This is a genomic window from Micromonospora sp. DT53 (assembly GCF_049841535.1).
Classification (GTDB): Bacteria; Actinomycetota; Actinomycetes; order Mycobacteriales; family Micromonosporaceae; genus Micromonospora.
In genome coordinates this window covers 202,475-223,249 of sequence record NZ_JBNCKM010000012.1, presented here as the reverse complement: position 1 = coordinate 223,249, position 20,775 = coordinate 202,475, and the positions used below count along the sequence as shown (strand labels likewise).

Sequence of the window (20,775 nt, the reverse complement as noted above, 5' to 3'; positions counted from 1 at the left end):
GTCGGTCATCCTCGGTTTGCGGACAAGGGTCATGTAAAGGGTATCCAGTTGCCGCATTCGGTCCGAGGGAGGCACCCCTCCCGGGCGTTGCGGACCCTCTCCGCCCGCCGGAGGCGGGTGTCGAGGACCTGGTCAGGGACGGTGCGCTGGTCAGCGCCGACGGCGAGCGACCGCGGTGAGGGCGAACGCCGCGACGGCGAGCGCGACGCCGGAGAGCGCCGGTTTGTGCGTGCCGACCCAGAGCGCCGCGGAGCGGTCCCGCGCCTGTTCGAGGAACACACCCGCCGTGCCCCGGTCCGTGTCCGCATCGCCCGGGTGATCCAGATTGTCCCGCCAGGTCGCCGGATCGATCTTCTCACCGGTCTGCTGACTGTCGTAGCCGTCGCGGGCCAGCTTCCGGTCGAGCAGACCGGGGAACAGGGCGTCGGCCAGCCGGGCCCGCCAGGTCGGGCCGCCCACGTTCAGCTCCCTGGTGCCGCGGTCGGCGGCCCAGACGATGGCCCGGGCGGCCAGCTCCGGAGTGAAGATCGGCGGCACCGGCTGCGGATGCCGGGGCAGCCGGGTACGAACCCAGGAGAACTGCGGCGTGTTGAGCGCGGGCAGCTGCACCATTGACAACTTCACACCCGGGCAATCGTGCAGCAGCTCGGCACGCAGCGAGTCGTTGAACCCCTGGACGGCGTGCTTGCTCGCGCAGTACGCCGACTGCAGCGGGATGCCCCGGTAGGCCAACGCCGAGCCCACCTGCACGATCGTGCCCCGCCCGTGCGCCCGCATGTGCCGCAGCGCGGCGAGGGTGCCGTGCACCGTGCCCAGGTAGGTGACCTCGGTGACCCGGTGGAACTCACGCGCCGGGATCTCCCAGGCGGGCGCGAACACCGACGTCATCGCGTTGTTGATCCACACGTCGATGCCGCCCCAGCGGTGCACCACGTCGTCGGCGGCCTGCTGCACAGCGCCCGCGTCGGCCACGTCGACCCGGTACACGCGCACGTCGGTCGCGCCGCGCAGTCGGCACTCCCGCTCGGCGGCGACCAGACCCGCCTCGCCCCGAGCCAGCAATGCCAGCCGGGCGCCGCGCGTCGCGTACGCGTGGGCGACGGCCCGGCCGACGCCGGCGCTCGCGCCGGTCACCACCACGGTCCGGGTCACAGTCATCCCTTCTGCCGAGTGGCGATGTCGGCGAGTCGGGCCAGCGTCTCCCGGTTCCGCCGGTGCAGCACCAGATCGTTGATCTTGTTGTGGACCCAGCGCAACGGGCCGGCGGCGAAGTCCTCCCCGAGGCGCACCCGGGTGGCGCCCTCGGCCACCGGTTGCAGGGTGAAGGCCACGATCGCCTCGCCCGCCGGCCAGAGGCCGGCCTTGAGCACGAGCCGGTGCGGCGGCTCGCAGACCAGCACCGTCGAGGCGTCCTGCAACGAGAGCGGCCAGGGCCCGGCCCGGTGGTGCAGTTGGCTGCCCACCCGGGGCCAGGCGTCGTCCACGTCCCGCACGTGTGCGGTGCCCACCACCCAGTCGCTGTACGTCCACCCGTCGGCGAGCACGTCGAACACCTGCTGCGGGGGAGCGTCGATCACTTTCTCCACAATCGCCACCGGGATCCCATACCCGGGGCACGGCAGTGGCTAACGGCTGCCGGGTTAGCTTCTCCGGCACGGCGGGTAAGGCCGACCCGGGGCATCGCTGGCGGCGCTGGCCCACCCCTCGACGGCGACGTTTACTCCTCGGGGCGCAGGGAACCCGCCGGCTGTGCGACAGGACCAGGAGGATCCGTATCAGCGCAGGTCAGCCCAGGTGTACGCCGCTGCTGACCGCGTCGGTTCCGGGTCTGTCGCAAGCCCTCGACCTGTTCTCTACGACGCGGTGCTGCTGGATCGCGACGGCACCCTGATCGAGGACGTGCCGTACAACGGCGACCCGGAGAAGGTGCGGCCGGTGCCGGGCGCGCGGGCGGCGCTGGACCGTCTGCGCGCTGCCGGTCTGCGGCTGGCCGTCGTCACGAACCAGTCGGGCCTGGCCCGGGGCTACTTCACCGTGGAGCAGATGCGGGCGGTGCACGCCCGGGTCGAGGAGCTGCTGGGCCGGTTCGACGCGTGGCTGGTCTGCCCGCACGACGACGCCGACGGCTGTGACTGCCGCAAGCCGGCGCCCGGTCTGGTGCACGCCGCCGCCCGGGAGTTGGGCACGACGGCGTCCCGGTGCGTGCTGGTGGGCGACATCGGCCGGGACGTCGCCGCCGCGCTGGCCGCCGGGGCCGCCGGGGTGCTGGTGCCCACGCCGGTCACCCGGCCGGAGGAGGTCGCCGCCGCCGGGTGGTTGGCCACCGATCTGCCGTCGGCGGTGGCGGAGATCCTGCGCCGCCAACAGGCCGTACAGCCCTCGGCGCTGCCCACCGAACCGGTACGGACGGCGCTCGTGGTCCGCTCGGATTCCGCGGGTGACGTGCTGGTCACCGGGCCGGCGATCCGCGCCGTCGCGGCCGGAGCGGAACGGGTGGTGCTGTTGTGTGGGCCGCGCGGCCGTGCCGCCGCCAACCTGCTGCCCGGCGTCGACGAGATCATCGAGCATCCGCTGCCGTGGATCGACCCGACACCGGGGCCGGTCGACCCGGAGGCCATGCGGAGCCTGACCGCGCGGCTGGGCGCGCTCGGTGCGGACCAGGCCGTGGTGTTCACCTCGTTCCACCAGTCCGCCCTGCCGCTTGCCCTGCTGTTGCGGATGGCGGGGATCGACCGGATCGCGGCGATCAGCGACGACTATCCGGGCTCGCTCCTGGACATCCGGCACCGGGTTCCGGTCGGTGTCCCCGAACCCGAACGTGCCCTCTCCCTGGCCGCCGCCGCCGGCCACCGGCTGCCCGACGGCGACGAACCCGTCCTCCGGCTCCGCCGAGACGCCGTGCCGCCGCGCCCGGCCGACCTCGGCGACCCGGGGTACGTGGTGCTGCACCCCGGGTCGGCCGCGTCGAGCCGGGCCTGCCCGCCCGAGGTGGCGACCCGAATCGTCGGGGCGCTGACCGACGCCGGGCACCGGGTGCTGGTCACCGGCGGCCCGGACGAGCGCGCCGTCACCGCAGGTGTCGCCGCGGCCGGCGGCACCGACCTGGGCGGCCGCACCGACCTGGCCGGGCTGGCGGCGATCGTCGCGGACGCCAGCGCGGTCGTGGTCGGCAACACCGGGCCCGCGCACCTGGCGGCCGCCGCCGGCGTGCCCGTGGTGAGTCTCTTCGCGCCCACCGTTCCGTTCGGCCAGTGGGGGCCCTACCGGGTGCCCACCGTCCGGCTCGGCGACGCCGCCGCGCCCTGCCGGGACACCCGGGCGGCCAGCTGCCCGGTCCCCGGACACCCCTGTCTCAGTGGCGTCGACCCGGACGAGGTGGTCGACGCGCTACGGACGCTCGCCGTCGGTGGTGGTGGCGGCCGATGAACATCCTGCTCTGGCACGTGCACGGCTCCTGGACCACGTCGTTCGTGCACGGCGGCCACCGCTACCTGATTCCCACCACACCCGACCGTGGCCCGTACGGCCTCGGCCGGGCCCGCACCTACCCGTGGCCGGACAGCGCGGTCGAGGTCACCCCGGAGGAACTGCCGGGCGCAGACGTCGACCTGGTCATCGTGCAACGCCCCGAGGAGATCGACCGGGCCGAGGAGTGGCTTCGTCGCCGCCCCGGCCGCGACCTCCCCGCGATCTACGTCGAACACAACACCCCCAAGGGCGACGTGCCCAACACGCGGCACCCGATGGCCGACCGCGACGACCTGCTCATCGCGCACGTCACCGGGTTCAACCAGATCTTCTGGGACACCGGGGCCACCCGCACCACAGTGGTCGACCACGGCATCGTCGCCCCCTCCGCGTCCTACACGGGCGAGCTGGACCGCCTCGCCGTGGTGATCAACGAGCCGGTACGGCGAGGTCGGGTCACCGGCACCGACCTGCTGCCCCAGTTCGCCGAGATCGCGCCGCTGGACGTGTTCGGCATGGGTGTCGCCGGCCTGGCCGACCACCTGGGACTGCCCGCCGACCGGCTCACCAGCCACGACGACGTGCCCCAGGACCGGATGCACGCCGAGCTGGCCCGGCGGCGGGCGTACCTGCACCTGTGCCGGTGGACCTCCCTCGGGCTCAGCCTGATCGAGGCGATGGCGATCGGCATGCCTGTCGTCGCACTCGCCACCACCGAGGCGGTGATGGCGGTGCCCCCGGAGGCGGGGGCTCTCGCCACCCGGACCGACACCCTGCTCGACGCCGCCCGCCGGTTCATCAGCGAACCGGCGACCGCGCGGCAGGCCGGAGCGGCGGCGCGAACCGCCGCGCGCGACAGGTACGGCCTCGACCGTTTCCTCGCTGACTGGGACCGGCTGCTGGAGGAGGAAGTATGCGGATCGCGATGATCTCGGAGCACGCCAGCCCGCTCGCCGTCCTCGGAGGGGAGGACGCCGGCGGCCAGAACACGCACGTCGCGGAGCTGTCCGCCGCGCTCGCCGCCGCGGGGCACGAGGTGCGGGTCTACACCCGCCGCGACGCGCTCGACCTGCCGGTGACCGTCCGCAGCCCGGACGGGTACGACGTGGTGCACGTGCCGGCCGGACCGGCCGAGCCGGTGGCCAAGGACGCGCTGCTGCCGCACATGCGGGAGTTCAGCAACTGGCTGATCGAGCGCTGGCGGGGCGGCGACTGGGTGCCCGAGGTGATCCACGCGCACTTCTGGATGAGTGGCCTGGCCGGGCTGACCGCCGGCCGGCAGACCGGGGTGCCGGTGGTGCAGACGTACCACGCGTTGGGCACGGTGAAGCGCCGCTACCAGGGTGTGCAGGACACCAGCCCGGCCCGACGGGTCTCCTACGAGCGGGAGCTGGGCCGCTCGGTGGACCGGATCGTCGCGCAGTGCCGCGACGAGGTGGGCGAGTTGGTGCGGATGGGTGTGCCCCGGTCCCGGATGACAGTGGTGCCCTCCGGGGTCAACCTGGCCACCTTCGCCCCGCTCGGACCGGCCGCCGACCGGGAACCGGGCCGGGCTCGGATCCTCACCGTGGGTCGGCTGGTCGAGCGCAAGGGCTTCCAGACCGTGGTCCGCGCGATGGCGCTGGTCCCGGACGCCGAGTGCGTGGTCGTGGGCGGCCCGCCCGAAGGGCTGTTGGAGACCGACCCGTACGCCCGCCGGCTGCGGGCCCTCGCGGAGTCGTGCGGGGTCGCCGACCGGGTGCACCTGGTCGGCGCGGTGCCCCGGGAGGAGATGGGCCGTTGGTACCGCTCGGCGGACCTGCTGGTCGCGGCGCCCTGGTACGAGCCGTTCGGGTTGACCCCACTGGAGGCGATGGCCTGTGGGGTGCCGGTCGTCGGCACGGCCGTGGGTGGCATCCGGGACACCGTGGTCGACGGGACGACAGGTGACCTGGTGCCGGCCCGGGACCCGCACGCCCTGGCAACCGCGATCCAGGGGTTGCTCGACGACCGGATCAGGCGCTTCGCGTACGCGACGGCGGCGCGGGAACGGGCCCGGGCGCGGTACTCGTGGGCGGCGACCGCCGAGCGGCTGGTCGAGGTCTACAGCGAGGTGGCTGCCGTGCGGCGGCCGACCCGGGTGGTGGCCTGATGCCGACGGGTAGCCTGCTCGACACCCACCTGACGAATCTCGCGGCGGCGCTGGTGTCGTACCGGCGGTGTGAGCGACAGTTGGCGCGCTGGGGCGCGGACCTGGCCCACCGGCTGGCCGCCGGGGGACGCCTGCTGGTCGCCGGCAACGGCGGCAGCGCCGCCGAAGCCCAGCACCTCACCGCCGAGCTGGTCGGAAAGCTGCGTGACGACCGTCAGCCGCTGTCCGCGATCGCGCTGCACGCCGAGACGAGCGCGCTCACCGCCATCGCCAACGACTACGGCTACGCCGACGTGTACGCCCGTCAGGTGCGCGCCCACGGCCGCCCCGGCGACGTCCTGCTGCTGCTGAGCACCAGCGGGACCAGCCCCAACCTGGTCACCGCCGCACAGGCCGCCCGCGAAATCGGTGTGACCACCTGGGCGCTCACCGGCGCCACCCCCAATCCGCTCGCCGCGGCCTGCGACGACGTGCTGGCCGTCGCGTCCCCGGACACCCAGGTCGTCCAGGAGCTGCATCTGGTGACCAGTCATCTGCTCTGCGAGTACCTCGAACAGGAGTTGCCCGCCGCGTTGGCCGCAGTCGCCGATCCGGCGGTCGTCCAACCGGTGCCCGGAAAGCCGGCTCCGGTGCGCACCGGGGTCGAGGTGGTGCTCGACGGCGGGACCGGACAGCAGGTCGACGCGTGAGGATGAGGAGGCAAGCGTGAGGGGACCTGTGGTGGTGCTCGGGGACACCCTGCTCGACCGGGATGTGGAAGGTGTGGTGAACCGGCTCTGCCCGGACTCCCCGGTGCCGGTGCTCGACGAGACCACGGCCACCGACCGGCCGGGGGGCGCCGGGCTGGCGGCGGTGTTCGCCGCCGCGCAGGGCGCCGAGGTGGTGCTGGTGACCGCGCTCGCCGACGACGCCGGCGGGGCCCGGCTGAGCGCCCTGCTCAGCGCCGCCGGCGTGCAGGTGTACCCACTGGCCCTCGCCGGCGCGACACCGGAGAAGATCCGGCTGCGGGCCCGGGGGCGGGTGCTGCTGCGCCACGACCGTGGCGGCACGTCCGGGGAGCCGGGTCAGCCCTCCGACGAGGTGCTCCGGGTGATCGCCGCGGCGTCGGCGGTGCTGGTCAGCGACTATGGCCGGGGGGTGGCCCGGCAGCCGGCGCTGCGTGACGCGTTGGCCGCCACCCGCGCGCCGGTGGTGTGGGACCCGCATCCGCGCGGCCCGGCGGCGGTGCCCGGCGTGCACCTGGCGACCCCGAACGAGTCCGAGGTGCGCGAGCTGGTCCCCGCGCTGCCCGGCGCCTCCCGACTGGCCACGGCGTCGCGTGGCGCCCAGGGACTACGGCGGCGCTGGCGGGCCGGCGCGGTCGCGGTGACGCTTGGCGGTGACGGCGCGCTGCTCTGCCACGCCGGCTCGACGCCGCTCGTGGTGCCGACGCCGGGTAGTGCCGAGGGGGACACCTGCGGTGCCGGTGACCGGTTCGCGGCGGCGGCGAGCCTCGCGTTGGCCCAGGGCGCACTGGTCTCCGAGGCGGTGCAGGTGGCCGTCGCCGAGGCGTCCGCGTACGTGGCCGGCGGGGGAGTGGCCGCGGCGCTGCCACCGGCGGGGCCGCCGGTGCGGGCCAGGAGCGCACCGGGCTCGCGGGCGCTTCAGCCGGGACCACGCGGTCGTGCGGTGGCTGACCGTGTCGGGGTCGCCGCCGTCGCCACGCTCCTGGGTGAGGTACGTGCCGCGGGTGGCACGGTGGTGGCGACCGGCGGTTGCTTCGACCTGCTGCACGCCGGGCACGTGGCCACCCTGGAGGCCGCCCGGCAGCTCGGCGACTGCCTGATCGTCTGCCTGAACTCCGACGGCAGCGTGGCCAGGTTGAAGGGGCCGGACCGCCCGGTGCAGTCCGAAGGTGACCGCAGCCGACTGCTGGCCGCCCTGAGCTGCGTCGACGCGGTCCTGGTCTTCGACGAGCCGACCCCGGCCGCGGCCCTGTCCTGGGTACGCCCGGATGTCTGGGTCAAGGGCGGCGACTACGCCACCGGCGGTGGGGACGCGACGGCCGGCCTGCCGGAGGCGGAGGTTCTGCGCCGGTGGGGTGGGAACACCGTGGTGGTGCCCTACCTGGACGGTCGTTCCACCACCGACCTGATCGTCCGCACGCTCGCGGGGCGGACCCGATGACCGCCACGCGGCCCGGCGCCGGGCCCACCGTGCTGGTCAGCGGCGGTTCCAGCGGGCTCGGCGCCGCGGTGGTCGCCGCGGTGGCCGCCTCCGGTGGCCGACCGCTCGTGCTGGACCGGCAGCCACCCGTCGACGGGGTGTCCTGGACCGAGTGCGACCTGGCCGACACGCGAGCCGCCGAGGTGGCCACCCAGCATCTCGCCGAGCAGGCCGGTGGCCTGGACGCGGTGGTCACCGCCGCCGGCACGGACGTGCCGGGCCGACTCGCCGACGTGCCGGGGGAGACCTGGGACCGCATCGTCGCCGTCGACCTGCTGGCCACCGCGGCGGTGATCCGGGCCGCGCTGCCGTTCCTGCTGACCTCGCGGGGCCGCATCGTCACGGTCGCCTCCACCCTGGGAGTCAAGGCGGTCAGCGACGCCACGGCGTACTGCGCGGCGAAGTTCGGGGTGGTGGGGTTCACCCGAGCCCTCGCCGCCGAGCTGGCCGGTCAGGTCGGCGTCACCCTGCTCATCCCGGGCGGGATGCGCACCGCGTTCTTCGACGAACGGGACCCGCAGTACAAGCCGGGGCCGGACGCGATCCTCAACGAGCCCGCCGACACCGCCGCCGCGGTCATGTTCGCGCTCAACCAGCCGCCCGGTTGCGCGGTGCGCGAGATGGTGGTCTGCGCCGAGCAGGAGACCTCGTACCCGTGATCCTCGTGCTGCGCGCCCTCGGCGTCGGCGATCTGGTGACCGCGGTGCCCGCTCTGCGGGCGCTGCGGGCCGCGTACCCCTCGCGGGAGCTGGCGCTCGCCGCACCCGCCTGGCTGGCCCCGCTTGTCGACCTGGTCGGCGGCGTCGACCGGCTGGTGGACACCGCCGGGCTGGACCGACCCCTCCGGATCGGGTCGGCCCCGCGGGTCGCGGTCAACCTGCACGGGCGCGGCCCCCAGTCGCACCGGTTGCTCACGGCCGCCCGGCCCGCCCGGCTGCTCGCCTTCGCCAACCCGGAGGCCGGCTGGGCGGACGGCCCGTCCTGGGACGTCGACGAGCACGAGGTGGACCGGTGGTGCCGGCTGCTGTCCTGGTACGACATCCCGGCCGACCGCGCCGACCTCAGCCTGCGTCGACCCGACTCGGCGGGGCTGCCGTGGCTGCCCAGCGGTGTCACCCTGCTGCACCCGGGCAGCAAGATCCCGGCCAAGCGGTGGCCCGCCGAGCGGTTCGCCGCGCTGGCCCGGGCGCTGACCGACCAGGGGCACCGGGTGCTGCTCACCGGCTCGGCCGACGAACGGGCCTTGGCGGCCCAGGTTGCCGACACGGCGGGCCTGACCTCGGACGCCGTGCTGGCCGGCCGGACCGACCTCGGCGCGCTCGCCGCGCTGGTGGCCGACGCCCGGCTGGTGGTCAGCGGGGACACCGGCGTCGCCCACCTGGCCACCGGGTACGGCACCCCGTCGGTCGTCCTCTTCGGGCCGGTGCCACCGGCGCGCTGGGGGCCGCCACCGGACCGGCCACGGCACCGGGTGCTCTGGGCCGGCGAGGGGGATTGGCCCAGCTGGGACGGGGTAGGGAGCCACCCGACAATGGCGGCTCTGCGCCTCGACGAGGTGCTGGCCGCCGTGGCCGAGGTGCTGAGGGTGGTGCGGGTTTCCGGTGCGGTTGCGGCGTAGCGACCCGGGTCGACCGGGGTACGGACGGCGTCGGCGCGGACGGGGTTGGCTCTTCGTCGACCCCTCCGGGGCGCCGGTGCGGGACCCGGATGTCCTGGCCCGGCTGCGGGAGTTGGTGATTCCCCCGGCCTGGCAGGACGTCTGGATCGCGCCGCATCCGAACGGTCACATCCAGGCGATCGGGATCGACGCGGCCGGACGCAAGCAGTACGTCTACCACCCGCGGTGGCGGGAGAAGCAGGACGAGGCGAAGTTCGACCACATGCTGGAGGTGGCCCGGCGGCTGCCGGCGCTGCGCGAGCGGGTGGGACGGGACCTGGACGGCCATGGACTGGGCCGGGACCGGGTGCTGGCGACGGTGGCCCGACTGCTGGACATGGGGATGTTCCGGGTCGGCAGCGACCAGTACGCGAACGGCGACGACCCGACGTACGGGGTGTCCACCCTGCGCCCCGAGCACGCCCGGTCCCGGGGTGGCTGCGTGGTGTTCGTGTTTCCCGCCAAGGGGGGCATCGAGCAGGTACGCCGGATCGAGGATCCGGAACTGTGCCAGGTGCTGATGAACCTGCGCCGTCGCCGGCGACGGGCGGAGCGGCTGTTCGGCTACTGGGACGGCCGGGAGTGGCGCGACGTGCGCAGCGACGAGGTCAACGGCTACCTGCGCGACGCCAGCGGTGGGGAGATGACCGCGAAGGACTTCCGCACCTGGCACGCCACCGTGCTCGCGGCCACCGAGTTGGCCACCGCCGGCCCGGCCCGCTCGGTGACCGCCCGGCGCAGGTCGGTGGTCGCCGTGATGCGCGCGGTGGCGGAGCTGCTGGGCAACACGCCGACGGTGGCTCGTGCGTCGTACGTGGACCCCCGGGTGGTCGACCTCTACCACGACGGGGTGGTGGCGTCGGTGGACCCGCGGGCGCCTCGCGAGGAGGCGGAGCGGGTCGTGCTGGAGCTGCTGGAGAAGTCCTGACCGGCCCCGTCGGCGATTCTGGGGGGAAGCGCGACGGGACCGGAGCCTCGGGCGTCAGCGGGGTGCCACCGGGCGGCCGCCCGCCGCTCGCGCGGCGGGCGCCTCGCCACGGCCCCCGTTGGCGGCCCACCAGGAACTGGCCGACCGCGTTGTTGTCAGTCTGCCGGCAGCGAGTTGACGGTGGATGCCTGCCGGTTGACGATCCGCGCCAAATCCGAGCCACTGTCGCGGTGTTCCTGCGGGGTGGTGCCGTACGCGGCCCGGAATGCCCGGCTGAAGTGGGCCTTGTCGGGAAAACCCCACCGCGCCGCGACGGTCTGCACGGGCTGATCGCGTAGCGCCGGGTCGGTCAGGTCGCGTCGGCACCGGGCCAGCCGCAGGTCCCGGATGAACGACGCCACAGTGGTGTCCTCGGCCTCGAACAACCGGTGCAGGGACCGGACCGAGATGTGGTGGGCGTCGGCGACGACCTGTGGGCCGAGTGTCGCCTCGCCGAGGTGGCGGTGGATGTACGACTGCACCTGGGTGAGCAGCGCCCGGCGGCGGACCTCGGTGGGAACGGCGTCCTCGGCGACGAGGTGCCGGCCGAGCATGGTGGTGGCCAGGTCGAGCCCCACCGCGCCGAGTCGGCTGGCGTCGGCGGCATGGTACTGCTCGGGGTGCCCGGTCACCTGGAGCAGGAACTGCGCCAGCAGCGCCCCGATGCCCTCGCTGCCGGACATCCGGCCGCCGTAGAGCGCGGCCATCCGCTGCGGTGGCAGGGGCAGGGCGGCGTGCGGGATCATCGTGACGATCGAGGTGGCGTGGTCCCGGTCGGGCTCGGTGGCGTGGTGACAGACGTCGTGCGGCCGGGTCCCGTCGTAGAAGGTGAACTCGCCGGCCAGGATCTCGCTCCGGCGCCCGTCCTGGCTGGACGTGCCGATGCCGCCGGTGGTGAGGGCGAGGATGTACAGCTCCGGGTCGGACTGACGGACCAGCTTCCGGGTCCGGGTGGCCTCCAGGGACGGGTATTCGTACTGCGCCAACTGGATCGGGCCGAGCGCGATGAAGTCGGCGCGGGCGGCGAAGTCGTCGCTCTGCGCGGACTGCATGCGCAGCGGCACCGAGGTGCGCGCCACCAGGTCCAGCCACATGCCGAACCGTTCGCCCGGTGGGAGGACCCTGGTGTCGATGGTGTCTCTCGGCAGCATCGGACTCCCTTACCCTGCTCGGCGTCGGATCAGCGCCTCGACGCCGTCGAGGATCCGGTCCAGGCCGAAGGTGAACTCGTCGTCGGGGTCGTCGTCCTGGTAGAGCACGCCGGCGCTCAGGACCCGGTGCAGCGCGGGGAAGCGGGCCGGGTCGATGAGCCGGGCCACCAGCCGGCCGTACGCCGGCATCATCTCGCTGGGCTCGACGCCGGACGCCCGGCTGCCCTCGGCGATCTGCGAGGTGAGGGTGGCCTCGTTGCGGATGTACCCGGTGAGCAGCAGGAGCACCGACAACTTCTCGCCCTCGGCGAGCGTGGTGCCGTCGAGGCAGCGCAGCCCGTCCTCCATCCAGCCGAGCTGCTGCGGGGTGATCGGTGGGCCGCTGATCGGCACGTGCAGCAGCCAGGACCGTCGCCGCAGCACCTCGTGCTCGGCCCAGGCCCACCGGGTGAGGCCGGCGCGCCAGTCGTCCTCGGCGGCGGGCGGACCGGGGGAGGGGCCGTAGCCGGTGTCCACCATGAGCATCAGCAGCTCGTCCTTCGAGCCGACGTACCGGTAGAGGGCCATGGTCGCGGCGCCCAACTCCTTGGCCACCCGGCTCATCGAGACGGCGGCCAGGCCGTCGGCGTCGGCCACGCGTACGGCGGCGTCCACGATGGTGGGCACGCTCATACCCGGCCGGGGGCCCTTGGGTGGTCGTTCCCGCAGCCCCCACGCGCTCTCGATGGCCGGCGGGAGTACGGGCCCGCCGTCGTCTGTCTTCGCCGCCACATTTCCTCCTTGCCCTGTCATCCTAGTTCTGCGTATGGTCTACGCATAACAGCGTACGACATACGCAGAAGGAGAACTGATCATGACGACCACCACCACACCGGCACCGCGGGCGGGCCGGCGGGAGTGGATCGGGCTCACGGTGCTGATGCTGCCGCTGCTCCTGGTCTCGATGGACGTGTCGGTGCTCTACTTCGCCGTCCCGTTCATCAGCGCGGAGTTGCGCCCCACCGCCACCCAGCAGCTCTGGATCTTCGACATCTACGGTTTCGTGCTGGCCGGGCTGCTCATCACCATGGGCGCCCTGGGCGACCGGATCGGCCGACGCCGGCTCCTGCTGGTCGGCGCCAGCGCCTTCGGTGCGGCGTCGCTGCTGGCCGCGTACGCCGACAGCACCGCGACGCTGATCGCCGCGCGCGCCGTGCTCGGTGTCGGCGGGGCCACCCTGATGCCCTCGACGCTCGCCCTGGTGCGCAACATGTTCCACGACGCCAAGCAGCGTGGAACCGCCATCGGGATCTGGACCGCCACCCTCACCGGCGGCATCGCGATCGGCCCGGTGCTCAGCGGCATCCTGCTGGAGCACTTCTGGTGGGGCTCGATCTTCCTGATCAACATCCCGGCGATGCTGATGCTGCTCCTGCTCGTCCCGCTCCTGGTGCCCGAGTTCCGCAACCCGGCGACCGGGCGGTTCGACCTGATCAGCGCGCTGCTGTCGCTCGGCGCGCTGCTGCCGGTGATCTACGGCATCAAGGAGATGGCCCGCGACGGTCTCAGCCCGGTGCGGGTTCTCGCCATCGTCGGCGGCCTGCTGGTGGGCGCGCTCTTCCTGCACCGGCAGCGGACCCGGCCGTACCCGATGGTCGATCTCGCGTTGTTCCGCCGTCCCGGCTTCGCCGGGTCGCTCGCCGTCAACCTGGTGGCGATGTTCGCCATCGTCGGCTTCGCCATCTTCACCACCCAGCACCTGCAACTGGTGCTCGGCCTGAGCCCGCTGCGCGCGGCACTGTGGAGCCTCGTGCCGTCCCTCGCGGTGGGTGGAGTCGCACCGGCCGCCGCCGCCCTCGCCCAGCGCGTCGAACGGGCGTACCTGATCGGTGCGGGGTTCGGGATCGCCGTGCTCGGCTTCGTGGTGCTGACCCGGGTCACGCCGGAGTCGCCGCTGTGGCTGCTGCTCGTCGGCGCCAGTGTCTACGCGGGTGGCCTGGTGCTGGTGATGTCCCTCGTCACCGAGCTGGTCCTCGGCGCGGCGCCGCCCGAGCAGGCCGGTGTCGCGTCGGCGCTTACCGAGTCCAGCAGCGAGCTGGGGGGTGCGTTGGGAATGGCGATCCTGGGCAGCGTCGGCGCGGCGGTCTACCGCCGCGAGATCGTCGACGGCCTGCCGGCCGGGCTGCCCACCGACGCCGGCGCCGCGGCCCAGGAGACGCTGGCCGGCGCGCTCGCGGTCGCCAAGGGTCTGCCGGCGGATCTGGCCGACGCGGTGCGGCACGCCGCCGCTGTCGCGTTCACCGACGGGCTGCACCTGGCCGCGTACGCCGCCATGGCGGTCATGCTGTTGGGCGCGGTCACCGCAGTGGTCGCGCTGCGCGGCGTCCGACCGGCCGACCCGACGGCGCTGGCCGCCGAGCCGACCGGTCCGGCCGACACGTCGTTGTCGCCGGTCAGTCGATGAGCACGTGCGCGAGCCGGTCGCGGAAACGCCGCTCGGAGTCGCTGACCGACTCGCCGCCGATGCCCAGCAGCCCACCGCTGGACGCGGCACCCACCACCTGCTCGGCGATCTTCACGAGCCAGTGCTTGTACGCGCCGGCCTCACCCTCGTCGACCCGCGCGGCCAGCAACGCGGCGGCCTCGCCGGCCCGCAGCAGCACGTCGTCGATGTACGCCACGGGGTCGGCGGGCGCGATGACCGGCAACTCCTCGCCGGTGTCCGGGTCACCGACCCGGGTGACGATCTCGCCGGCCACGGCGGCGACCAACGGGCTGGCCGACTCCCGGCCGGCGGCGATGGTCTCCAGCCCGGCCGCGTTCTCCGCCATGGTCCGGCGGGTGCCGTCGGACTCGGCGGCGCTCGCCGCGGTCAGGACCGACTGCGGCAGGCCGACCAGCAACCCCCACTCCCCGTCGGAGAAACCGAACCCGGTGTACGCCGGCTGCTCGATCACGGCAACGCCCCTTCCGCCCTGCTCTACTTGGTCAATCGGTGCTCTGCTTGGTCGATCCACCGGGCCCGACAACGGTGCCCGGGTCAGGCTAGTCCAGGGTCAGCAGGCCCTGTTCGGACACCACGCGCACCGACAACGTCTTGTACCCGACCTCGTCGAAGAGCACAGTCATCTTGTCGTCCTCGTACGAGAGCACCAGGCCGGGCCCCCACTCCGGGTGACGCACCTGGCTGTGCACCGGGAACGGCCCGACCGCGCCCTGGTCGGCCACGCTTGTGCCGTTGTGGCAGTTGTCGCAGTGCCCGCAGACGTGCGTCATCTGTTCGCCGAAGTAGGCCAGCAGGGTCTGCCCCCGGCAGGCCCGGGTCTCGGCGAAGGCCCGCATCATGTCGGTGCGGGACCGGGTCACGGTCTGCTGGCGCTCCGCCTCGGCCAGCGCCGCCGCGGCGGCGTCGACAGGCGTGGGGGAGTAACGGGGAGCGCCGATGCGCTGCCGGGCGCGCGGCTCGGCCGCGCCGACCTGCTCCAGCAGGGAGAGGTACTGGCCCAGCTTGCGCGGCCCGAGACCTGTGGTCTCGCGCAGCTCGGTCTTGGTGGCCGGCTTGCGCCGCAGCAGCGCGGCGAGGTCGCGCAGTTCGTCGACGTCGGGCAGGCCGCCGCTGAAGAACCGTTGCAGGCCCACATCCTCGGCCTGCCAGAGCAGCAGCACCCGGGCCGGTTGCCCGTCGCGCCCGGCCCGGCCGATCTCCTGAAAGTAGCTGTCCGGCGAGTCGGGCAGCGCCATGTGCGCCACCCAGGCGATGTTCGGCTTGTCGATGCCCATGCCGAACGCCGAGGTCGCCACCATGATGGGGACCTGGTCGGCGAGGAACGCCTCGTGCAGTTCGGCGCGCGCGCCGGCCGCCATCCCACCGTGGTAGAACTGCGCCGGGAAGCCGGCGTCGGTCAACCGGCTGGCCAACTCCTCGGCGGCGCGACGGGTCGGCACGTAGATGATCCCGGGCCGCTCGTCGTCGCGCAGCAGCGCGGTCAGCCGCCGCCACCGGTAGTCCTCGGTGGGGCAGTGCGCGACCTCGACGAACAGGTTCGGTCGGTCCAGCCCGGAGACCACCACCTCCGGCTCGCGCAGCCGCAGCCGGGCGATGATGTCGTCGCGTACCGGCGGGGAGGCCGTGGCGGTCAGCGCGACCACCGGCGGTCGGCCGATGCCGTCGATGAGGTGCCCCAGCGCCAGGTAGTCCGGGCGGAAGTCGTGCCCCCACGCGGAGATGCAGTGCGCCTCGTCGATCGCGACCAGCGCCGGCTTCAGCGCGGCGACCTCGGCCATCCGCTCGGGGTTGCTGAGCTGCTCCGGTGTGATGAAGAGGAACTCCGCCCGGCCCTCGCGGATCTCGGTGATCGCCTCGGCCTGCTGGGTGGCCGACTCGTTCGAGCTGATCCGCACCGCCCGCAGCTCCGGGCGTTGCCGCTCGTTGAGGGAGGCGATCTGGTCCTGCTGGAGGGCCAGCAGCGGGGAGATCACCACGGTGGGGCCGGGGATCAGGCTGGCCGGGATCTGATAGATCGCCGACTTGCCGGCGCCGGTGGGCAACACCACGAGCGCGTCGCGGCGCTTCATCACCGCGCGCATGGCGGCCAGTTGGTTGGGCCGTAGCGCCTTCCAGCCGAAAAGGCTGCGGGCCGCGCGGCGCAACGTCATCGAGTGCGTGGACAGTTTCATCGAGGGCCGGAGGTACCCGAGCCCATGACCGCCGAAACGCGTTCCGACGATCATAGGCAGGGCACCGTCCATGCCCTCGATGGCCGGCTCCTTGATTCGGGGCTCAGCGCAGCCGGGGCAGGACTTCGCGCTGGTAGAGGTCGAACAGGCCCTGGTAGTGCGGGCCGGTGTTGGCCACGTAGACCTCGTCGAAGCCGGCCTTGGCGTACTTGTCGATCATCTCCAGGTGCGCGTCGGCGCTGTTGCCGCAGACGAACGCGTCCTTCAGCATCTCCGGCTTGACCAACTCGGCGGCCTGCTCGAAGTGTCGTGGCGAGGGCAGCACCTGGGACAGCTCACCCGGGACCCCCGCGTTGGGCCACCGCTCGTACGCGATGCGCAACCCCTCCTCCGCGCTGTCCGCGTACGCCGCCTTGAAGCCGGCCTGGCACGGCTTGTCGCCGCCGCCGTTCTCGCGGAAGCGCCGGACCATCTCACCGTCGGGCATGGTGCTCACGTAGCCGTCGCCGATCCGGGCGGCGAGGTCGATGGACTTCGGCCCGAAGCCGGAGACGTAGATCGGTGGGGGAGCGTCGGGCAGCGTGTAGATGCGGGCCTGCTCGACTGTGTAGTGCTTGCCGTGGTGGCTGACGAAGTCGCCGCCCCACAGGGCGCGCAGCACCTCGACGGCCTCCTCCAGCATCTCCAGCCGGACGTCGGCCTGCGGCCAGGCGTCGCCGAAGATGTGCTCGTTGAGCGCCTCGCCGGTGCCGACGCCGAGCACGAACCGTCCACCGTGCAGCACCGCGCTGGTCGCTGCCGCCTGCGCGATCACGGCCGGGTGGATCCGCACTGTCGGGCAGGTCACCGCCGTGGTCACCGGCAGCGAGCAGACCTGGCTGAGCGCGCCGATCATCGACCAGACGAACGGGCTCTGGCCCTGTGCGTCCACCCAGGGGTGGTAGTGGTCGGAGATCCACAGCGCCTCGAAGCCGGCGCGTTCGGCACCGCGCGCCTGCTCCAGCAACTCGGCCGGTGTGAACTCCTCACTGGACAGAAAGTATCCGATCTTCATGGCTTACCCCTTCGGCACGCGGACCTGCTGATGGGAGAGCCGTACCCCGGTCGGGGTCGGCCACACCCGGCCCGTCGGGCCCGGATCGGTTCGGGTCGCTCAGCGTCGTCCGAACATCGCCCGGATCGCGGCGAGGAGCAGCAGGGCGCCGACCACCAGGCCGAGCAGGCGTACGCCGGGGATGTCGGCCGGGCTCGTCGCGTCGGCCAGCAGGACGGGATCCATCCCCGCACTCTCCCCGGGGAGCGGGCCGCCAGGCAACTGTAAGGTTTATTGACTATTGAATCGCTCAGTGTGACCATGGCAGGACCGCCTGCCGGTGGCGGTGCGCCGAGGGCGCGCGAGAGATGGGGTACGGGGGCCGCATGAGCGAGCGCAACCAGCGGATCGACGGGGGCGCACCGTCGCCGGTGATCGACACGGATCACTGTGAGGGGGCGGAGTGACCGCCACCTCCGGGCACCTTCCGGCGCTCGCCGCCGCCGTCCTGCAACCAGGTTTCGTCGGCACCACCCCACCACCGTGGGTGTGCCGTTGGCTCGGCGAGGGTCTCGGCTCGGTGGTGCTCTTCGCCCGCAACGTCGTCGACACCGAGCAGGTGGCCGCGCTCACCGCGACGCTGCGCGTGGAACGGCCGGACGTCATCGTGGCGATCGACGAGGAGGCCGGCGACGTCACCCGGCTGGAGTCGGTGCACGGCAGCTCCCGGCCCGGCAACTTCGCCCTCGGCGCGGTCGACGACCCGGCGCTGACCGAGGCGGTCGCCCGGGACCTCGGCGTCGAGCTGGCCACGGCGGGCGTCACCCTCAACTATGCGCCGGACGCCGACGTCAACTCCAACCCGGCGAACCCGGTGATCGGCGTCCGCTCCTTCGGCGCTGACCCGGCGCTTGTCGCGCGGCACACCGCGGCCTGGGTCCGCGGGCTCCAGGCCGGCGGTGTCGCGGCCTGCGCCAAACACTTCCCCGGCCACGGCGACACCCGCGTCGACTCCCACCACGACCTGCCCCGGATCACCGCCGACCGGGACCGGCTGGACGCCTGCGAACTGGCCCCGTTCCGCGCCGCCGTGGCCGCCGGGGTGCAGGCGGTGATGACCGGTCACCTGCTGGTGCCCGCGCTCGACCCGCACCTGCCGGCGACGCTGAGTCAGCGCATCCTGGGTGGGTTGCTCCGTGACGAGCTGGGCTTCTCCGGCGTGGTGGTCACCGACGCGGTGGAGATGCGCGCCGTCGCCGACCGGTACGGCTTCGCCGGAGCGACGGTCCGTGCCCTCGCCGCCGGGGCCGACGCGATCTGCATCGGTGGCGAACGGGCCGACGAGCAGGCCGCCCGCGAGCTGCGCGACGCCATCGTGGCCGCCGTCGTCTCCGGTGAGCTGCCCGAGGAACGTCTCGCCGAGGCCGCCAAGCGCGTCGGTCAACTCGCCGCCTGGACGGTGGCCGCCCGGGGCGCCGGCTCGACCGGAGCGCGCGGCGCCGCCGACGTCGGGCTGGTCGCCGCCCGCCGCGCCGTCCGGGTCACCGCCGCCCCGGGCACGACGATCGCGCTGCCCCTGACCCGCGCGGCACACGTCGTCGAGTTCGAGCCGCTGCGCAACATCGCCATCGGCGCCGAGACCCCGTGGGGCATCGGCGGGCCACTGGGCGAGCTGCTGCCCGGCACCAGCACCGTCCGCTACGCCGAACCCGACGTGCCGGCGGACCCGGGCGCCGGGGCGGGCGCCCGCCCCCTGGTCCTGGTCGTACGCGACCTGCACCGGCACGACTGGATGCGCGGCGCCGTGCACCGCGCGTTGGCCGTCCGACCCGACGCGGTAGTTGTCGAGTTGGGCGTGCCCGAGCTGGTCACCGGGGCGGTGCACCTGGCCACCCACGGCGCCACCCGGGCCAGTGGACGGGCCGCCGCCGAGGTGCTCAGCGGCGCCCGCTGACGGGACCGCCCTACGGCAGGTCGGCGACCAGGTCGGCGTACTCGGGGTGCTTGTCGATGAACGCGGCCATGAACGGGCACTGCGGCACCACAGTCGTGCCGCGCGCCCGGAGCTGGTCCAGGGTGCCGCGGACCAGCGCGCCGCCCACCCCCTTGCCCTGGAAGCTGCGGTCCACCTCGGTGTGGGTGAAGACCAGGACCTCCCCGCGCGGCAGGTACGAGGTGAAGCCGGCCAGCGCGTCGTCGACCAGGATCTCGAAGCGGTGCTTCGCCGGGTTGTCCTCGACCAGGGTGCTCATCCGGCCATTCTCCCCGCCGGGTCGGCCAGCGCGTCGAGTTCGCCGAGCAACCGGTCCACCTCGTCGGCCGTGTTGTAGTGGTAGATGCTGGCCCGCACCGCGCCGCCGCTGTCGCGTAGACCCATCAGCTGGAAGTACTCGTAGGCGTAGTAGTCGCCGACGGAGAGGCAGAAACCGGCGGCGCCCAACGCCTCCTGCACGGCCGCCGGGGACATCCCGGCGACCCGGAACGAGACGGTCGGGCAGCGCCGCGCCGGCGAGCCGTACACGGTGATCGCCGGCCGCTGCGCCAGCCCGGCGAGCAGCCGGTCCAGCAGGGCCTCCTCGTGTGCCTGGGCGGCGGCCAGCCCGGCCCGCAGCCGCGCCCGCCGGTCCCCGACCGCGTCCGGGTCCAACCCCGCCAGGTGATCCACCGCGGCGGTCACGCCGGCCAGCAGCGGGAAGCTCGGCGTGCCGTACTCGAACCGGTCCGGCACCGCGTCGGAGGACGGCACCAGCTTCGCCGGGCGCAGCGCCGCCCACCGGGCCGGGTCCGCCACCATCGCCGCCAGGTGCGGTCCGGACCACTTGTACGCGCTGGTGACCAGCACGTCGGCGCCGAGCGAGCCCAGGTCGGTCGGGCCGTGCGGAACCGAGTGCACCCCGTCGACGTAGACCAACGCGCCGACCGCGTGCGCGGCCTTGGCGATCGCCGGGACGTCCGGCATGGTGCCGATGGCGTTGCTTCCGGCGGTCACCGCGACCAACCGGGTCCGCTCACCGACCAGGTCGGCGTACTGGGCCGCGGGCAGCTCACCGGTGTGCCTGTCGACCTCGGCCCAACGCACCGTCGCGCCGGCCGCCTCGGCGGCCTGCACCCACGGCCGCACGTTCGCGTCGTGGTCGAGCCGGGAGACCACCACCTCGTCACCCGGGCGCCAGGCCGCGCCGAGCGTGCGGGCCAGGGTGTACGTCAGCGCGGTCGCACTCGGGCCGAGCACCACCCCGGCCGGGTCGGCGCCGAGCAGGTCGGCCACCGCCGAGCGGGCCTCGGCCACCAGCTCCAACGACCGGCGACCCGGCACAAAGGCGGCGCTGCGGTTGCCGACCGCCGACCGCATGGCGTCGGTGACCGCGACGATCACGCCGGCTGCGGTCTGGGTGCCCCCGGCACCGTCGAAGTGGACGAAGCCCTCGGTCAGGGCGGGGTACGCGGCCCGGGTGCGGGCGATGTCGAACGGCATGTTCCGGACCCTAGCCGGTGCTCCTCGTACCC

Annotated in this window: 20 protein-coding genes; 10 read left to right on the top strand and 10 right to left on the bottom strand. The window is 73.7% G+C overall.

From position 1 onward, the window contains the following. Positions 1-150 precede the first annotated feature (150 nt). The gene (locus ACLQ3B_RS30795; RefSeq protein ID WP_425784181.1) at positions 151-1,158 is read right to left on the bottom strand and encodes an SDR family oxidoreductase; all 1,008 of its coding nucleotides are present in this window, start codon (positions 1,156-1,158) and stop codon (positions 151-153) included. Further along, positions 1,155-1,595: an SRPBCC family protein gene (locus tag ACLQ3B_RS30790; RefSeq protein ID WP_425784180.1), complete on the bottom strand. Its 441-nt coding sequence runs from the start codon at positions 1,593-1,595 to the stop codon at positions 1,155-1,157. The genes ACLQ3B_RS30795 and ACLQ3B_RS30790 overlap by 4 nt, the downstream gene beginning before the upstream one ends. 154 nt (positions 1,596-1,749) lie before the next feature. On the opposite strand from ACLQ3B_RS30790, the gene ACLQ3B_RS30785 reads away from it, so the two are divergent. Genes ACLQ3B_RS30785 through ACLQ3B_RS30750 form a run of 8 tightly spaced genes read left to right on the top strand, consistent with a single transcriptional unit; the run spans position 1,750 to position 10,389 of the window. After that, complete coding sequence (locus ACLQ3B_RS30785; RefSeq protein ID WP_425784179.1) at positions 1,750-3,426, top strand: HAD-IIIA family hydrolase; 1,677 nt, start codon at positions 1,750-1,752, stop codon at positions 3,424-3,426. Beyond that, on the top strand, positions 3,423-4,397 hold the full coding sequence (locus tag ACLQ3B_RS30780) for a glycosyltransferase (RefSeq protein ID WP_425784178.1): 975 nt from the start codon (positions 3,423-3,425) through the stop codon (positions 4,395-4,397). The genes ACLQ3B_RS30785 and ACLQ3B_RS30780 overlap by 4 nt, the downstream gene beginning before the upstream one ends. After that, on the top strand, positions 4,382-5,599 hold the full coding sequence (locus ACLQ3B_RS30775) for a glycosyltransferase (protein ID WP_425784177.1): 1,218 nt from the start codon (positions 4,382-4,384) through the stop codon (positions 5,597-5,599). Before ACLQ3B_RS30780 ends, ACLQ3B_RS30775 begins: the two co-directional genes overlap by 16 nt. After that, positions 5,596-6,288 (top strand): D-sedoheptulose-7-phosphate isomerase, encoded by a 693-nt coding sequence (locus tag ACLQ3B_RS30770; RefSeq protein WP_425784240.1) that lies wholly within the window; start codon positions 5,596-5,598, stop codon positions 6,286-6,288. Before ACLQ3B_RS30775 ends, ACLQ3B_RS30770 begins: the two co-directional genes overlap by 4 nt. A gap of 16 nt (positions 6,289-6,304) precedes the next feature. After that, positions 6,305-7,765: a PfkB family carbohydrate kinase gene (locus tag ACLQ3B_RS30765; protein ID WP_425784176.1), complete on the top strand. Its 1,461-nt coding sequence runs from the start codon at positions 6,305-6,307 to the stop codon at positions 7,763-7,765. Next, positions 7,762-8,463, top strand: a complete 702-nt coding sequence (locus ACLQ3B_RS30760) for an SDR family oxidoreductase (RefSeq protein WP_425784175.1) — start codon at positions 7,762-7,764, stop codon at positions 8,461-8,463. The genes ACLQ3B_RS30765 and ACLQ3B_RS30760 overlap by 4 nt, the downstream gene beginning before the upstream one ends. Then, positions 8,460-9,422 carry a glycosyltransferase family 9 protein gene (locus ACLQ3B_RS30755; RefSeq protein ID WP_425784174.1) on the top strand — a complete coding sequence of 321 codons (963 nt, stop codon included), beginning with the start codon at positions 8,460-8,462 and terminating at the stop codon, positions 9,420-9,422. The genes ACLQ3B_RS30760 and ACLQ3B_RS30755 overlap by 4 nt, the downstream gene beginning before the upstream one ends. After that, on the top strand, positions 9,406-10,389 hold the full coding sequence (locus ACLQ3B_RS30750) for a DNA topoisomerase IB (RefSeq protein ID WP_425784173.1): 984 nt from the start codon (positions 9,406-9,408) through the stop codon (positions 10,387-10,389). Before ACLQ3B_RS30755 ends, ACLQ3B_RS30750 begins: the two co-directional genes overlap by 17 nt. Positions 10,390-10,544: 155 nt before the next feature. Here the strand turns inward: ACLQ3B_RS30750 and ACLQ3B_RS30745 are convergent, their stop codons facing one another. Together ACLQ3B_RS30745 and ACLQ3B_RS30740 are read right to left on the bottom strand one after the other, a co-directional pair. After that, positions 10,545-11,579: a helix-turn-helix domain-containing protein gene (locus ACLQ3B_RS30745; RefSeq protein WP_425784172.1), complete on the bottom strand. Its 1,035-nt coding sequence runs from the start codon at positions 11,577-11,579 to the stop codon at positions 10,545-10,547. A 9-nt stretch (positions 11,580-11,588) separates the two neighbouring features. Further along, positions 11,589-12,350, bottom strand: coding sequence for a TetR/AcrR family transcriptional regulator (locus ACLQ3B_RS30740; RefSeq protein ID WP_425784171.1), 762 nt, complete (start codon positions 12,348-12,350; stop codon positions 11,589-11,591). 82 nt (positions 12,351-12,432) lie between these two features. Here ACLQ3B_RS30740 and ACLQ3B_RS30735 point away from each other — a divergent pair, with 82 nt between their 5' ends. Next, a complete protein-coding gene (locus tag ACLQ3B_RS30735; protein WP_425784170.1) occupies positions 12,433-14,022 on the top strand; it encodes an MFS transporter in 1,590 nt (529 codons plus the stop codon). Here ACLQ3B_RS30735 and ACLQ3B_RS30730 read toward each other — a convergent pair. From ACLQ3B_RS30730 to ACLQ3B_RS30715, 4 genes are all read right to left on the bottom strand, one after another. Further along, the gene (locus ACLQ3B_RS30730) at positions 14,012-14,515 is read right to left on the bottom strand and encodes a hypothetical protein (protein WP_425784169.1); all 504 of its coding nucleotides are present in this window, start codon (positions 14,513-14,515) and stop codon (positions 14,012-14,014) included. The two genes, ACLQ3B_RS30735 and ACLQ3B_RS30730, sit on opposite strands and share 11 nt — an antisense overlap. An 88-nt stretch (positions 14,516-14,603) precedes the next feature. Then, entirely contained in the window at positions 14,604-16,235 is a 1,632-nt protein-coding gene (locus ACLQ3B_RS30725; RefSeq protein ID WP_425784239.1) for a RecQ family ATP-dependent DNA helicase, read from the bottom strand. Positions 16,236-16,338: 103 nt separating this feature from the next. Beyond that, positions 16,339-17,289: a TIGR03557 family F420-dependent LLM class oxidoreductase gene (locus tag ACLQ3B_RS30720; protein ID WP_425784168.1), complete on the bottom strand. Its 951-nt coding sequence runs from the start codon at positions 17,287-17,289 to the stop codon at positions 16,339-16,341. Positions 17,290-17,388: 99 nt separating this feature from the next. Next, positions 17,389-17,514: a hypothetical protein gene (locus ACLQ3B_RS30715; protein ID WP_255750123.1), complete on the bottom strand. Its 126-nt coding sequence runs from the start codon at positions 17,512-17,514 to the stop codon at positions 17,389-17,391. 217 nt (positions 17,515-17,731) lie between these two features. Between ACLQ3B_RS30715 and ACLQ3B_RS30710 the strand changes: the two genes are divergently transcribed. Further along, positions 17,732-19,222 carry a glycoside hydrolase family 3 protein gene (locus tag ACLQ3B_RS30710; protein WP_425784167.1) on the top strand — a complete coding sequence of 497 codons (1,491 nt, stop codon included), beginning with the start codon at positions 17,732-17,734 and terminating at the stop codon, positions 19,220-19,222. Between the two features lie 10 nt (positions 19,223-19,232). On the opposite strand, the gene ACLQ3B_RS30705 is transcribed toward ACLQ3B_RS30710, so the two are convergent. Together ACLQ3B_RS30705 and ACLQ3B_RS30700 are read right to left on the bottom strand one after the other, a co-directional pair. Next, positions 19,233-19,520 carry a GNAT family N-acetyltransferase gene (locus ACLQ3B_RS30705; RefSeq protein ID WP_425784166.1) on the bottom strand — a complete coding sequence of 96 codons (288 nt, stop codon included), beginning with the start codon at positions 19,518-19,520 and terminating at the stop codon, positions 19,233-19,235. Then, positions 19,517-20,743, bottom strand: coding sequence for a cysteine desulfurase-like protein (locus ACLQ3B_RS30700; RefSeq protein ID WP_425784165.1), 1,227 nt, complete (start codon positions 20,741-20,743; stop codon positions 19,517-19,519). The genes ACLQ3B_RS30705 and ACLQ3B_RS30700 overlap by 4 nt, the downstream gene beginning before the upstream one ends. Positions 20,744-20,775 lie beyond the last annotated feature (32 nt).

Excerpts from the sequence above, each read along its gene's own strand:
- ACLQ3B_RS30795 (WP_425784181.1), bottom strand. The coding sequence starts at position 1,158 with ATGACTGTGACCCGGACCGTGGTGGTGACCGGCGCGAGCGCCGGCGTC.
- ACLQ3B_RS30780 (WP_425784178.1), top strand. The coding sequence starts at position 3,423 with ATGAACATCCTGCTCTGGCACGTGCACGGCTCCTGGACCACGTCGTTC.
- ACLQ3B_RS30775 (WP_425784177.1), top strand. The coding sequence starts at position 4,382 with ATGCGGATCGCGATGATCTCGGAGCACGCCAGCCCGCTCGCCGTCCTC.
- ACLQ3B_RS30760 (WP_425784175.1), top strand. The coding sequence starts at position 7,762 with ATGACCGCCACGCGGCCCGGCGCCGGGCCCACCGTGCTGGTCAGCGGC.
- ACLQ3B_RS30745 (WP_425784172.1), bottom strand. The coding sequence starts at position 11,579 with ATGCTGCCGAGAGACACCATCGACACCAGGGTCCTCCCACCGGGCGAA.
- ACLQ3B_RS30735 (WP_425784170.1), top strand. The coding sequence starts at position 12,433 with ATGACGACCACCACCACACCGGCACCGCGGGCGGGCCGGCGGGAGTGG.
- ACLQ3B_RS30725 (WP_425784239.1), bottom strand. The coding sequence starts at position 16,235 with ATGAAACTGTCCACGCACTCGATGACGTTGCGCCGCGCGGCCCGCAGC.
- ACLQ3B_RS30720 (WP_425784168.1), bottom strand. The coding sequence starts at position 17,289 with ATGAAGATCGGATACTTTCTGTCCAGTGAGGAGTTCACACCGGCCGAG.
- ACLQ3B_RS30715 (WP_255750123.1), bottom strand. The coding sequence starts at position 17,514 with ATGGATCCCGTCCTGCTGGCCGACGCGACGAGCCCGGCCGACATCCCC.
- ACLQ3B_RS30705 (WP_425784166.1), bottom strand. The coding sequence starts at position 19,520 with ATGAGCACCCTGGTCGAGGACAACCCGGCGAAGCACCGCTTCGAGATC.
- ACLQ3B_RS30700 (WP_425784165.1), bottom strand. The coding sequence starts at position 20,743 with ATGCCGTTCGACATCGCCCGCACCCGGGCCGCGTACCCCGCCCTGACC.